Genomic DNA, 13618 nt, shown 5'->3' on the forward strand with positions numbered 1-13618 from the left:
GCTTCATCACAGGCGGGGGCTGACCCATTCGACGACGGCAGCCAGTGCAGTGGCAAGGGCGGGCCCGTCCTCGCCACCACCCTGGGCGAGGTCCGGGCGTCCGCCGCCCTTGCCCCCGATCTGACCGGCGATATGCGACAACAGTTCCCCGGCCTTGACCCGGCCCGTTGCACTGCCGTTCACGCCGGCGACCAGGGCGGCCTTGCCGTCCTGGGCACCTGCCAGCACGATCACCGCGTCTCCCAGCTGCTGCTTCAGGCGGTCCACGGCATCGCGCAGCGCCTTGGCGTCGAAGCCCTCCAGGCGGGCCGCCAGCACCTTCACGCCCGCAACCTCGACCGCCTGGCTGGAAAGGTCGGCGGTCGCACCCGCGGCAACCTTGGCCTTCACCGCTTCCAGTTCACGTTCCAGCTGCTTCTGGCGCTGGCCAAGCGCCCGGATCTTCTCGACCACGTCGGCAGCACTGCCACCCAGCAGCTCGGCCGCCTCGGACAACCGCGCCTCTTCGGCATCGACGTAATCCAGGGCGCCCTGACCGGTGACCGCTTCGATGCGACGCACGCCCGCGGAGACACCCCCTTCCGAGGTGATCTTGAACAGGCCGATATCACCGGTACGCTTGACGTGGGTGCCACCACACAGTTCGGTGGAATAGTCGCCCATTTTCAGTACCCGGACCTGTTCGCCGTACTTCTCTCCGAACAGTGCCATGGCGCCGAAATCGAGTGCTTCCTGCATGCCCATGGAGTGCACTTCGGCAACATTGTTGGCACGCACCTGCTGATTGACCTTGCGCTCGATCACGGCCAGTTCTTCGGCACTGATCGGCTGGAAATGCGAGAAATCGAAACGCAGGCGGTCCGGCGCCACCAGCGAGCCCTTCTGCTGCACGTGCGTGCCCAGTACCTCGCGCAGGGCCGCATGCAGCAGATGGGTGGCCGAGTGGTTGAGGATGGTGGCGCCGCGGCGCTCACTGTCGACCTCGCCAGCCAGCACATCGCCCACCTTCAGGTCGCCTTCGGTCAGGGTACCGACATGGCCGTGGAACTGGCCCGCGAACTTCTGGGTGTCTTCCACCGCCAGGCGCACGCCGTTGCCGGTCATTACGCCGGTATCGCCGACCTGGCCGCCGGACTCGGCATAGAACGGCGTCTGGTTGGTGATGACGATGACGGCATCGCCGGCACTGGCCGACTGTACCGGACGCCCCTCCTTGAGCAGCGCCAGCACGGTCAGGTCACCGGCCTGCAGGCGGTCGTAGCCCAGGAACGCGGTCGGGGTGAGCGTCGCCACCAGCTCGGCCGGCAGGGTCACGCCACCGCCGAACTTGCCCGCGGCACGCGCGGTCTCGCGCTGCTGTTCCATCGCCGCATCGAACCCGGCGATATCGACCGTCAGGTCACGCTCGCGGGCGATGTCCTGGGTCAGGTCCAGGGGGAAGCCATAGGTGTCGTAAAGGCGGAAGGCGTCACTACCCGGGATCACGCCATTGCCGGCCCTCGCCGCAACGTCTTCGAAGATTTTCATGCCGGCGTCGAGCGTCTCGGCGAACCGCTCCTCCTCAGCCTGCAGCGCGCGGGTCACGGTGTCCGCTGCCGCCGGCAGCTCCGGATAGGCCTCGCCCATCTGTGCAACCAGCGTCGGCACCAGCTTGCTGAAGAACGGCTGGCGCACACCCAGCATCCAACCATGGCGCAGCGCGCGGCGGATGATACGGCGCAGCACATAGCCCCGTCCTTCGTTGGAAGGCAGGACGCCATCGACGATCAGGAACGAGCAGGCGCGGATGTGGTCGGCAATCACCCGCAGCGACTTGTTCTCCAGGTCGGAGGTACCGGTCAGCTCGGCGGCCTTGCGGATCAGAGCCTGGAACAGGTCGATCTCGTAGTTCGTGTGGACATGCTGCAGGATCGCCGCAAGACGTTCCAGGCCCATACCGGTATCCACGCACGGCGCCGGCAGCGGCACCAGAGTGCCGTCCGGCTGGCGGTCGAACTGCATGAACACCAGATTCCAGATCTCGATGAAGCGGTCGCCATCCTCATCCGGCGACCCCGGAGGACCGCCGGCAATGTGGTCGCCGTGGTCGTAGAAAATCTCGGTGCACGGACCACACGGGCCGGTGTCGGCCATCTGCCAGAAGTTGTCCGAAGCGAACGGCGCGCCCTTGTTGTCGCCGATACGCACGATGCGCTCTTCCGGCACCCCCACCATGTCGCGCCACAGTTCGTAGGCTTCGTCGTCGGTCTGGTAGACAGTCACCAGCAGGCGCTCGGCAGGCAGCTTCCAGACCTGGGTCAGCAGCTCCCACGCCCACGCGATCGCGTCCTTCTTGAAGTAGTCACCAAACGACCAGTTGCCCAGCATTTCAAAGAAGGTGTGATGGCGGGCGGTGTAGCCAACCTGGTCAAGATCGTTGTGCTTGCCACCCGCGCGCAGGCAGCGCTGGACATCGGCCGCGCGCACGTAGCTGCGCTTCTCGGCACCGAGGAACACATCCTTGAACTGCACCATGCCGGAGTTGGTGAACAGCAGGGTCGGATCGTTGCCAGGCACCAGCGGTGCCGACGGCACGATGGTATGGCCTTTGCCCTTGAAGAATTCAAGGAAATCGCTACGGATCTGGGAGGTCGTGAATTTGGCGGGTGCGTTCATTGGGGGCTGGCAGTCTGCGGGCCGGCGGACCCGGACCACCGGCCGCGTGGGCCAGAGTCGCGACGGACCGCCGAAAACCTAAAGGGTATCAGGCCCGGCGCCGCCAGTCTCAATCGTCAGGGTCGTAGCGGGTCGCACGGCGGATGCTGTCACCGTCGAAGCCTCGCCGCGCCAGCAGATCCGCCGCTTTGCGGCGCTGCGCCAGGTCCTGTGGGCCGGCCTCGCCAAAGCGGCGGCGGACCAGATCACGGGCGTTCTCCTGCCAGTCGCCCTCGTAGCTGTCCATCGCTGCGGCAATGGCGGCACTGTCCAGCCCGTGGGTCCCCAGTTCGGCACGCACATGGATGGGGCCGTAACCGGTGTTGGCCCGCATGCGTACCAGGTTCTCGGCAAACCGGGTGTCGTCCTGCCACCCCGCCTCGGTCAGCTTGGCGACCGCTGCCTGCGCGGCTTCGTCTTCGATACCCCGCGCAGTCAGTTTGCGGGTCAATTCCTTGCGTGAATGCTCCCGGCGGACCAGCAGGCCCAGTGCCCGCTGCACCGGAGTCTGCTCGCGAGGCCGGCGCTTTCGGCCTGTCGAGGTAGGTTCGTCGCTGTCGGACATCAATCCCTCCAGGGGTGGCGCCGTCCCTGGCACCCTGCCCATCCTGGGCGGTTCGAACCTGCGGGGTAGAGCGACGTCACTGACGGCGTCACCCTACCCCACAGCAAGACTTACTCGTCGTCGCCTTCGTCGTCGCCTTCCTCGCGGACGGCCTCGGACGGCTGGAATTTCTCGCGCAGCTCGGCTTCGAGCTTGGCGGCGACGGTCGGGTTGTCACGCAGATAACCGCGGGCGTTGTCCTTGCCCTGGCCGATGCGTTCTTCGCCATAGCTGTACCAGGCACCGGCCTTCTCGACCAGCTTGGCATCCACGCCCATGTCGATCAGTTCGCCTTCACGGCTGATGCCTTCGCCATACAGGATCTCGGTGATTACCTGCTTGAACGGCGGGGCCAGCTTGTTTTTGACGACCTTGATCTTGGTCTGGTTACCGATGATCTCATCGCCCTTCTTGATGGCACCGATGCGGCGGATGTCCAGGCGGACCGAGGCATAGAACTTCAGCGCGTTGCCACCCGTGGTGGTCTCCGGACTCTGGCCCGGCATCATCACGCCGATCTTCATGCGCAGCTGGTTGATGAAGATCACCAGCGTGTTCGAGCGCTTGATGTTGCCGGTCAGCTTACGCAGCGCCTGGCTCATCAGGCGGGCCTGCAGACCCGGCAACTGGTCGCCCATCTCGCCCTCGATTTCGGCCTTCGGGGTCAATGCCGCGACCGAGTCGATCACCAGGATGTCCACCGAGCCGGAACGGACCAGCATGTCGGCGATTTCCAATGCCTGTTCACCGGTATCGGGCTGCGACAGCAGCAGGTCGTCCACGTTCACGCCAAGCTTGGCGGCATAGATCGGGTCGAGAGCGTGCTCGGCATCGATGAAGGCAGCGGTGCCTCCCATCTTCTGGCACTCGGCGATGGCCTGCAGCGTCAGCGTGGTCTTGCCCGAGGACTCCGGTCCATAGATTTCCACCACGCGGCCCTTCGGCAGACCCCCGATGCCCAATGCGATGTCGAGCATCAGCGAACCGGTCGGGATGGCCTCGACGGGCTCGACCACACGGTCGCCCATGCGCATCACCGAGCCCTTGCCGAACTGCTTTTCGATCTGGCCCAGAGCAGCAGCCAATGCGCGCTTCTTGTTCTCGTCCATCGTATTGGTCCTTGCAGAGGTCATTTCGTTGGGGGTGCTGTCTTTGGGGGTCTTCTTTGCCATGGGTTCACTTTAAGGCGGACGTATCGCACAGGCTGAGATTCTGCCCGGCGCTTTGAAAAGAATTATCGGACATCCGTACCAACCTCGGTGGAACCAGAGAATCGCCACAAAAGACCGCGGGGTAACGCACCTTCGAACGCTTCAGCGATTCGGCCGCAACAGGCCGCAGTACAGGCCTTCGATCGAAAAGTCCTGGTCGGGAAGCACTTCGATCGGCTTGTAATCGGGGTTCCGGGGCAACAGCCGGATACGGTCCTTCGCGATCTTCAGCAGCTTGACGGTGATCTCATCATCGATGCGCGCCACCACGATCTGCCCCGAATGGGCGTCGCGGGTGCGGTGCACGCCGATCAGGTCACCATCGAAGATGCCTTCGTCGATCATCGAGTCACCCTGCACCTTCAGCAGGTAATCCGGCGCGGGCGAAAAGAACACCCGGTCCAGCACCACGAAATCGTCCGAGCCGATATCCGCGCCGATAGGGAGGCCGGCGGCGACCCGCCCCAGTACTGGCAGCCGCAGCACGCTCTCGGGCAGCCCGGGCTCGGCCAGGGTCTCCACGGGGGGAGCCTGCACCAGGCGGATGCCCCGGGCCTGGCCGGGAATGCGGCGGATCGCTCCCGCCTGCTCCAGCGCCTCCAGGTGGTACTGGGCCGCGCGTACGCCCTTGAAGCCGAACGCACGTGCGATTTCAGTCTGCGACGGCGGCGCGCCTTCGCTCTCGATACGCTCGGCGATCAACTGCAGGATCGCCTGCTGGGTGTCGGTCAGGTCCATGGTTAGTAGTATTACTACTAACTACGGGAACTGCAAGTGCCGGACACGACAGGGCGAAGCGTGCCGGGCGATACCGCAGCGAACGACACTCAGTCGTGCCTGCCACTTCTCCAGATGGAGAACAGGATCCAGACGCCGCAGATACCGGCCCCGACGAATCCGGAAACCCCAAGCGCCAGCAGCCAGCGGCTGGAGACCCCACCGACGCTGTGCATGACGATCGATGAGCCGATGATCAGCGCTGCAGTCACGATGCCCATCACCATTCGATTGGCCGCACGGTTCACCTGCTCGCCAAAGCCCTGCAGCGCACTGGTCTCGACCTTCAGCTGCAGGCGCCCGCGGCGCGCCGCCTGCACCAGCTTGCGCAGATCGCGCGGCAGATCGCCGGCGAAGTCGATCATTCCCAACAGGCTGCGCCGGCCGCGTTTGAGCAATGCCCGCGGCGCGTAGCGCTGCAGTACCACCCGCTCCAGGAAGGGGCGTGCGGCACTGGCCATGTCGAAGTCCGGGTCGAGCTGCCGGCCCATGCCTTCCAGGGTGAGGAACGCCTTGATCATCAGTGCGAGGTCGGCCGGCAGGGTCAGGCTGTAGCTGCGCAGCAACTGGGTGATGTCGCCCAGCATCAGGCCGATGCGCAGATCCTTCAGCGGCACGCCACGGTACTGGTCGACGAACTGGCTGATGTCGTGCTGCAGCCGGTTCTCATCCACCTCCACGCCCCCGGCCCAGTCCAGCAGGACGTCGGCCACCCCCTGCGGGTCCTGTTCGACCAGCCCGTGCAGCAGTTGCGCAACCTGGAAGCGACGCACTTCGGACAGTGCCCCGACCATGCCGAAGTCGATCACGCCGATGCGGCCGTCACGCAGATAGATGATGTTGCCCGGGTGTGGATCGGCGTGGAAGCTGCCGTCCTCGAGCACCATCTTCAATACGATGTTGGCACCGCGCCGCGCCAGTTCGCGACGGTCCAGCCCTGCTGCGTCCACGCCGGCAAGATCGCGGCCCGGAATGCCGTCCACGAAGTCCTGCACGTTCAGGCTTTCGCAGGTCCACTGCCAATGCACGCCGGGAACAAGGATGTCGTCGCGACCTTCAAAGTTGCGTGCGATGCGCTCCGCGTTGCGGCATTCGGCCGCGAAATCGAGTTCGCGCCGCAGCGATACGGTGAACTGCTGCACCACCTCTGCCGGCCGGTAACGGCGCAGATCCGGAAGACGCGCCTCGACGATTTCGGCCAGCCGTGCCAGCAGGCGCAGGTCGGCTTCGACCACGTCACGGATGCCGGGACGACGCACCTTCAGCACCACTTCGCGGCCGTCCACCAGGCGCGCGCGATGGGCCTGCGCCAGCGAGGCCGCCGCCATCGGTGTTTCGTCGAGGAAGGCGAATACCTGCTGCGGAGGCGCGCCCAGATCGGCCTCCAGCTGCGCGCGGATCTGCGCATACGGGAGGGCCGGTACCGCATTCTGGAGTTCGGAAAGCTCGGCGATCCACTCCGGCGGCAGCAGATCGACACGGGTCGCCAGCACCTGTCCAAGTTTGACGAACGTCGGGCCGAGGTCCTGCAGCGCGCTGCGCACCCGCACCGGCGCGGTCATCCGCAGCAGATGCTGGCGGTCCTCGTTCCAGTGCAGCAGGCGCCCGGCACGCTCCAGCACCGTGGCCAGGCCTATCCGGCGCACCACGTCGCCGAAGCCATAACGGATCAGGACCGCGGCAATTTCCTGCAGCCTCCCCAGGTCACGGACGGTGCCCAGCGTTTCCCACATCATGCGTGCTCCGGACGATTACCGCAGCAGCATGTCACAGCTGGGCGTCGATACCGTGCAATGCCGCAGCGACGGTTTGCCTGCGGATGGCTTCGCGGTCGCCATCGAACTGGAACAGTTCCGCCCGGGCGTATCCGCCGCGGCGCTTCCAGCCGATCCAGACGCTGCCGACCGGCTTGTCCGGGCTGCCGCCACCAGGACCGGCAATGCCGGTAACCGCCACCGCGATGCCGGCACCGGAGTTGATCAGAGCGCCGGACACCATCTCCAGCACCGTTTCGCGGCTCACCGCACCGAACTGCTCCAGCGTCTGCGCGCGTACCCCCAGCAGGCGCTGCTTGGCTTCGTAGCTGTAGACCACCATGCCGCAGTCGAAGAACGCCGAGGAACCGGCGATGTCGGTCATGGTCTTGGCGATCCAGCCGCCACTGCAGCTTTCAGCCGTCACAAGCTGCAGCGAGGCCTGCTGCAGGCGCTGCCCGAGTGCGGCAGCTTGGGCGTTGAGGTCGGCGTCGGTAGGGATGGACATCGAGATGACAGTGGGGTGAAGAACCCGCCTGTTGTACCGCAGATCGCAGACGCGTGTCGCGTCCCGGCCGGTACGCGCCCGACTACGCAGCGGCGCGCACCGGGATTGTGCGGCGCTATCTCACCATTCCGGCAGCTTTTCCGGCAGCAGGGCACGGATCGGCCCGCCATCAATGCCCGCCGCGAGTTTTTCGGCTTCGGCAATCGGAAGATCGACCTGCAGCAGCCAGCCCTCCTCGTCTGCCTGCTCGCTGCGGATCACTTCCAGCTGATGCAGGCGCGCGCGCAGGCGGCCCGCATCCGGCGGCAGGCGCAGCTCCCCGGTCACATGCTGCAACCCCAGGCGCTTGCCCAGCACCGCCTGCAACAGCTCCAGGCCCTGCCCGTCACGCGCGGAGATCCAGACCCGCTCGCGGCGCGACTCGTCCGGCACGCCATCCTGACCATCGTGGCGCACTTCGGCGCCCTCGATACGGTCGATCTTGTTGAACACCAGCAGCTGCGGCAGATCACCCGCACCGACCGCAGCCAGCACCTCGTCGACCTGGGCGATGCGCTCCTCGCGGTGCGGATCGGCCGCATCGACCACGTGCAGCAGGAAATCGGCCTCGCGGGCCTCGGACAGGGTCGAGCGAAACGCGGCCACCAGGTCGTGCGGCAGGTCACGGACGAAGCCGACGGTGTCGGCCAGCACGACGTTGCCACCCGGCACAGCGATGCGGCGCACCGTCGGGTCCAGGGTCGCGAACAGCTGGTCGGCCGCATAGGCCTCGGCGCCGGTCATCGCGTTGAACAGGGTCGACTTGCCGGCATTGGTGTAACCGACCAGGGCCACACGCGGCAGTTCGCTGCGCACGCGCGCACGGCGCATCTGGGTGCGCTGGACTTCGACCTTCTCCAGCCGCTTCTGCAACTGCTCCACCCGCTTCTGCAGCAGACGGCGGTCGGTTTCCAGCTGGGTTTCACCCGGGCCGCGCAGGCCGATCGAACCACCGCGCTGGCGCTCCAGATGGGTCCAGCCGCGCACCAGCCGCGTCGCAAGGTGACGCAGCTGCGCCAGCTCGACCTGCAGCTTGCCTTCGTGGCTGTGAGCGCGCTGCGCGAAGATGTCCAGGATCAGCCCGGTACGGTCGATCACCCGGCGCTCCAGAAAGCGTTCCAGGTTGCGTTCCTGGCCGGGGCTCAGCGCATGGTTGACCAGCACCAGATCGGCGCCGGTGGCGTCGGCTGCTGCCTTGATCTCATCCAGCTTGCCGCTGCCGATCAGGGTCGAGGGATTGGGACGGTCCAGGCGCGCGGTGATCGTGGCAGCGATGCTGGCCCCTGCCGAGCGGGCCAGATCACCGAACTCTTCCAGCACGTCGTCTTCCAGCTTGCCGAAGTGCGGCTGGATCAACAGGGCATGTTCACCCTTTTTCGAGCGGTCAAACATTCACCGCTCCGGTCTTACTCGTCTGCTTCATCACCTGCCTGACCACCTTCACCCGACTGCACATAACCACCGCCCGGCCCAACCTTCACATTGCGTGCCGGCACCACGGTGGAGATCGCATGCTTGTAGACCATCTGGCTGACCGTATTGCGCAGCAGGACCACGAACTGATCGAACGACTCGATCGTGCCCTGCAGCTTGATGCCGTTGACCAGGTACACCGAAACCGGCACGCGCTCGCGCCGCAGTGCATTCAAGAAAGGATCCTGCAGCGATTGCCCCTTGGACATTGCTCACTCCTGATTATTGTTCTTATTGGGTTGCCGGCGGCCGCCGCGGCCCCCGAGCCGCCCGCCGGACAGTGATGTTACACGGCTGGCGGCGGTTCAGCGTGCGACGAAGGTCGACACCGCGTCGGCCATCCGCTCGTGGTCGATATGGGGGTCGAACCAGCGCGCGTCAAGCTCACCGCGCAGCCAGGTCAGCTGCCGCTTGGCCAGCTGGCGGGTGGCGAAGATCGCCTTGTCGCGGAAGCCGCCGGCATCGATCCGGCCGTCCAGATGCTCCCAAGCCTGGCGGTAGCCGACCGCACGCACCGCCGGCAGGTCCAGCGGTGCCGCGACAGCGGCCATTTCCGGCATCGCGCGCAGATCGCGCACTTCGTCGAGGAAGCCCTGGGCCAGCATGGCATCGAAGCGGGCCTCGATCCGCCGGTGCAGGATTGCCCGGTCGCGCGGCGCCAGGACCAGCTTCAGGGTGCGTACCGGCAGCGGCGCCACGCCGGGCCGGCGCTGCCACTCGCTGATCGGCGTTCCCGTCAGCCGATAGACCTCCAGCGCCCGCTGGATCCGCTGTGGGTCTGTCGCATGGATGCGGGCAGCCGCGGCGGGGTCCACCTTCGCCAGTTCGGCATGCAACGCGGCCCAACCACGCTCGGCGGCCTCGGCTGCCAGCGTGGCGCGCAGGGCCGGGTCCGCCTCCGGCATGGGCGACAGTCCCTGCAGCAGGGCGCGGAAGTACAGGCCGGTGCCCCCGGCCAGGATCGGCATCCGTCCACGCGCAACGATGTCGGCGACGACGCGGCCGGCGTCGGCGGCGAACTCTGCCGCTGAGTAGGTCTGCCACGGATCACGCAGGTCCAGCAGGTGATGCGGCGCCTGTGCGCGCTCGGAAACGTCGGGCTTGGCCGAACCGATATCCAGATGGCGATAGACCAGCGCCGAGTCAACGCTGACGATCTCGCCATCCAGCTGCCGGGCCAGGGCGATCGCGGTGGCCGTCTTGCCACTGGCGGTCGGCCCCATCACGGCAATCGCCAGCGGCCGCCGGTCAACGCCCATCAGTCTTCGTCCGGCCAGCTGATCGTCGGCCGGGTGTCATCGCGTGGCGCCGGCACGGCGTCCACTGCCTGCCAGATCTTCAGTGCATCGACGGTGGCGGCGACGTCATGTACACGCACGATACGCGCACCGCGCTGCACGGCAATCAGGTGCGCGGCCACCGACGCCGCCACCCGCTCGGCCGGCGCTTCACGCCCGGTCAGCTCGCCAAGGCTGCGCTTGCGCGACAGGCCCGCCAGCATCGGCACACCCAGTTCCAGAAAACGCTCCGAACGCGCCAACAGGGTCATGTTGTGCGTGGTGTTCTTGCCGAAGCCGAAACCCGGATCGATGACCAGATGCTTCTTCGCGATGCCGGCCATCTCGGCGGCGAACAGGCGCTGCACGAGAAACCCGTGGACTTCGGCAACGACGTCGTCGTAGTGCGGATCGGCCTGCATGTTGCCCGGCTCGCCCTGCATGTGCATCAGCACCACCGGCACGTTGGCCGCAGCGGCCGCTTCCAGCGCGCCGTCCTGGCGCAGGCCGAAGATGTCGTTGATCATGCCGGCGCCGGCGGCCACCGCCGCGCGCATCACCTCAGGCTTGAAGGTATCGATGCTGATCGGCACGGAGGTACGCGCCGCAAGCTGCTCGATGACCGGAACGATGCGGCGGAGCTCTTCATCCACCGATACCGGTACAGCGCCGGGACGGGTCGATTCACCCCCGATGTCGAGCAGGTCGGCGCCCTCTTCCACCAGCTTCAGGCCATGCGCGACTGCGGCCTCCGTGGTGTCATGGTGCCCCCCGTCAGAGAACGAATCCGGGGTGACGTTGACGATGCCCATGACCCGGGCACGGTCCAGGCGCAGGATGCGACCGGCGCAGTCGAGCTGGGGCGAGGTATCGAACATGGGCAATCCTGCAGGGACAACGGCGGGTAGTTTAGTTCGGCAGGGCTGCGCCCTGCACCCGCAGAGGCCAGGGCGACAACAACAGCCAGAGCAACAGCGGGTTTGCTGATGAAAGGCGGGGCCGGTCCGGTTGCAGGGCGTCAGCCCTGCGGAAACCCCTCAACGGCGGCGGCGCTTGCGGTCCACGTACAGGGTCCTGGCAATGCTCAGGACGATGCCGATCGCAATACCCACCACGCAGCCCAGCAGCAGATTGTCGGCCCCCAGGCCCACACCCACGCCGACCACGGTGGCGATGACCATCTCGACGGTGTGGGAAATCGGTTCGGGCTTCGGGGCGGACATGCGGGCTCCAGCGTCAGATCGGTTCTTCGGGGTGGGCCGAGGGCCCGGAAACGACGAAGCCGGGTTGCCCCGGCCTCGTCTGATGTCACGTGCGGCGGGGCCGTCAGTGCGATTCGGCCGGACCGGCGATCGGCGGCAGCGGACGGGCATCACCGCCCTTGTCGTTGCTGCCACCGTCCTTGTTCGACTTGTTCCAGCCCGCCGGCGGCGGCGGCTCGCGACCTTCCATGATGGCGTCGATCTGCGGCGCGTCGATGGTCTCGTACTGCAGCAGCAGCTGCGACATCGTGTGCAGCTTGTCGATGTTGTCGGTCAGCAGCTGGGTGGTGCGGGCGTAGGCCTTGTCGAGGATGTTGCGCACTTCCTCGTCGATGCGGCGCGCGGTGTCGTTGGACACGCTCTTGTGCTGCGTCACCGAGCGGCCCAGGAAGACTTCGTCGTCCTCCTCGCCATAGGCGATCGGACCGAGTTCTTCGGACAGGCCCCACTTGGTGACCATGTTGCGGGCCATCTTGGTGGCGCGCTCGATGTCGTTGGACGCACCCGTGGTGACCTTGTCGGTGCCGAAGATCAGCTCTTCGGCGACGCGGCCGCCGTACAGCGAGCACAGCTGCGACTGGATCGCCACGCGGTTCATCGAGTACTTGTCGCCCTCAGGCAGGTACATGGTCACACCCAGGGCGCGGCCGCGCGGAATGATCGTGACCTTGTAGACCGGGTCGTGCTCGGGCACCAGGCGGCCGACGATGGCATGGCCGGCTTCGTGGTAGGCAGTGAGCGTCTTCTCCTCCTCGCTCATGGCCATCGAACGGCGCTCGGCACCCATCAGGATCTTGTCACGGGCACGGTCGAAGTGGTCCATGCGGACTTCCTTCTCGTTGCCACGCGCAGCAAACAGGGCTGCCTCGTTGCAGAGGTTGGCCAGGTCCGCGCCGGAGAAGCCCGGGGTACCGCGTGCGATCACCAGCGGCTCGACGTCGTCGGCCAGCGGCAGCTTGCGCATGTGCACCTTCAGGATGTGCTCGCGGCCCTTCACGTCGGGCAGACCGACCACCACCTGGCGATCGAAGCGACCCGGGCGCAGCAGCGCCGGGTCCAGCACGTCCGGACGGTTGGTCGCGGCGATCACGATCACGCCTTCGCCACCCTCGAAGCCATCCATCTCGACCAGCAGCTGGTTCAGGGTCTGCTCGCGCTCGTCGTGACCGCCGCCCAGGCCGGCACCACGGTGACGGCCGACGGCATCGATCTCGTCGATGAAGATGATGCACGGGGCGTGCTTCTTGGCCTGCTCGAACATGTCACGCACGCGGCTGGCGCCGACACCGACGAACATTTCCACGAAGTCCGAACCGGAGATCGAGAAGAACGGCACCTTCGCCTCACCGGCGATGGCCTTGGCCAGCAGCGTCTTGCCGGTACCCGGCGGGCCGACCATCAGCACGCCACGCGGAATCTTGCCGCCCAGCTTGGTGAACTTGGACGGGTCGCGCAGGAAGTCGACCAGTTCGCCCACTTCCTCCTTGGCCTCGTCGCAGCCGGCGACATCGGCGAAGGTGACCTTGATCTGGTCCTCGCCCTGCAGCTTGGCGCGCGATTTGCCGAAGGACATCGCGCCCTTGGCGCCGCCGCCGCCGCCCTGCATCTGGCGCATGATGAACAGCCAGAAGCCGATGATCAGGATGACCGGCAGGAAATTCATCAGGATCGCGCCCAAGGAGATGCCGCTGGAGGGCTCCTCCTGCACGATCTCGACGTTCTTGGTGCGCAGCACGTTGATCAGGTCGCGATCGAACGGCGCGGTGATGGTGGACGACTGTCCACCCCGGGTGGTGTAGGTGATCTGGCTGGTGCCGCCGCGCATGTCGCCGCCGAAGGCGACCTTCTGCACGTTGCCGCTGTCCACCTGGTCCAGGAACTGCGAATAGGACGCACCCTGCGCACCGGCCCCGGAGGACTTGGGCGAGAAGCTCTGGAAGACCACCATCAGCACGACGGCGACGACCACCCATAGCAGGAGGTTCTTGGTCAAGTCGTTCATCCTCATTGGCTCCGGTG

At 66.3% G+C, this 13618-nt stretch carries 12 protein-coding genes; all 12 read right to left on the reverse strand.

Annotation, left to right across the window (positions count from 1 at the left end; genetic code table 11):
- Positions 1 to 6 precede the first annotated feature (6 nt).
- The 12 genes from alaS to ftsH all read right to left on the reverse strand — a co-directional run bounded on the left by alaS (position 7) and on the right by ftsH (position 13601).
- On the reverse strand, positions 7 to 2655 hold the full coding sequence (alaS, locus tag AC5P76_RS04960; RefSeq protein WP_495222683.1) for an alanine--tRNA ligase: 2649 nt from the start codon (positions 2653 to 2655) through the stop codon (positions 7 to 9).
- Between the two features lie 109 nt (positions 2656 to 2764).
- Positions 2765 to 3259 (reverse strand): recombination regulator RecX, encoded by a 495-nt coding sequence (gene recX / locus AC5P76_RS04965; RefSeq protein WP_111186069.1) that lies wholly within the window; start codon positions 3257 to 3259, stop codon positions 2765 to 2767.
- A gap of 110 nt (positions 3260 to 3369) precedes the next feature.
- On the reverse strand, positions 3370 to 4407 hold the full coding sequence (gene recA / locus AC5P76_RS04970) for a recombinase RecA (protein ID WP_053520004.1): 1038 nt from the start codon (positions 4405 to 4407) through the stop codon (positions 3370 to 3372).
- Between the two features lie 204 nt (positions 4408 to 4611).
- Entirely contained in the window at positions 4612 to 5247 is a 636-nt protein-coding gene (lexA, locus tag AC5P76_RS04975; protein WP_053520003.1) for a transcriptional repressor LexA, read from the reverse strand.
- Between the two features lie 89 nt (positions 5248 to 5336).
- On the reverse strand, positions 5337 to 7019 hold the full coding sequence (ubiB, locus tag AC5P76_RS04980; RefSeq protein ID WP_495222709.1) for a 2-polyprenylphenol 6-hydroxylase: 1683 nt from the start codon (positions 7017 to 7019) through the stop codon (positions 5337 to 5339).
- Positions 7020 to 7053: 34 nt separating this feature from the next.
- A complete protein-coding gene (locus tag AC5P76_RS04985) occupies positions 7054 to 7548 on the reverse strand; it encodes a CinA family protein (protein WP_053520002.1) in 495 nt (164 codons plus the stop codon).
- 120 nt (positions 7549 to 7668) lie between these two features.
- Complete coding sequence (hflX, locus tag AC5P76_RS04990; RefSeq protein WP_065174932.1) at positions 7669 to 8979, reverse strand: ribosome rescue GTPase HflX; 1311 nt, start codon at positions 8977 to 8979, stop codon at positions 7669 to 7671.
- A gap of 14 nt (positions 8980 to 8993) precedes the next feature.
- Positions 8994 to 9269: an RNA chaperone Hfq gene (gene hfq, locus AC5P76_RS04995; RefSeq protein WP_004152891.1), complete on the reverse strand. Its 276-nt coding sequence runs from the start codon at positions 9267 to 9269 to the stop codon at positions 8994 to 8996.
- A gap of 96 nt (positions 9270 to 9365) precedes the next feature.
- Complete coding sequence (gene miaA / locus AC5P76_RS05000) at positions 9366 to 10319, reverse strand: tRNA (adenosine(37)-N6)-dimethylallyltransferase MiaA (protein WP_495222684.1); 954 nt, start codon at positions 10317 to 10319, stop codon at positions 9366 to 9368.
- Positions 10319 to 11215 (reverse strand): dihydropteroate synthase, encoded by an 897-nt coding sequence (folP, locus tag AC5P76_RS05005; RefSeq protein ID WP_495222685.1) that lies wholly within the window; start codon positions 11213 to 11215, stop codon positions 10319 to 10321. Before folP ends, miaA begins: the two co-directional genes overlap by 1 nt.
- A 159-nt stretch (positions 11216 to 11374) precedes the next feature.
- Positions 11375 to 11560: a hypothetical protein gene (locus AC5P76_RS05010; RefSeq protein ID WP_053519738.1), complete on the reverse strand. Its 186-nt coding sequence runs from the start codon at positions 11558 to 11560 to the stop codon at positions 11375 to 11377.
- Between the two features lie 103 nt (positions 11561 to 11663).
- Positions 11664 to 13601 carry an ATP-dependent zinc metalloprotease FtsH gene (ftsH, locus tag AC5P76_RS05015; protein WP_053519737.1) on the reverse strand — a complete coding sequence of 646 codons (1938 nt, stop codon included), beginning with the start codon at positions 13599 to 13601 and terminating at the stop codon, positions 11664 to 11666.
- Positions 13602 to 13618 lie beyond the last annotated feature (17 nt).

This window comes from Stenotrophomonas sp. YJH_SMC_36, assembly GCF_059369935.1.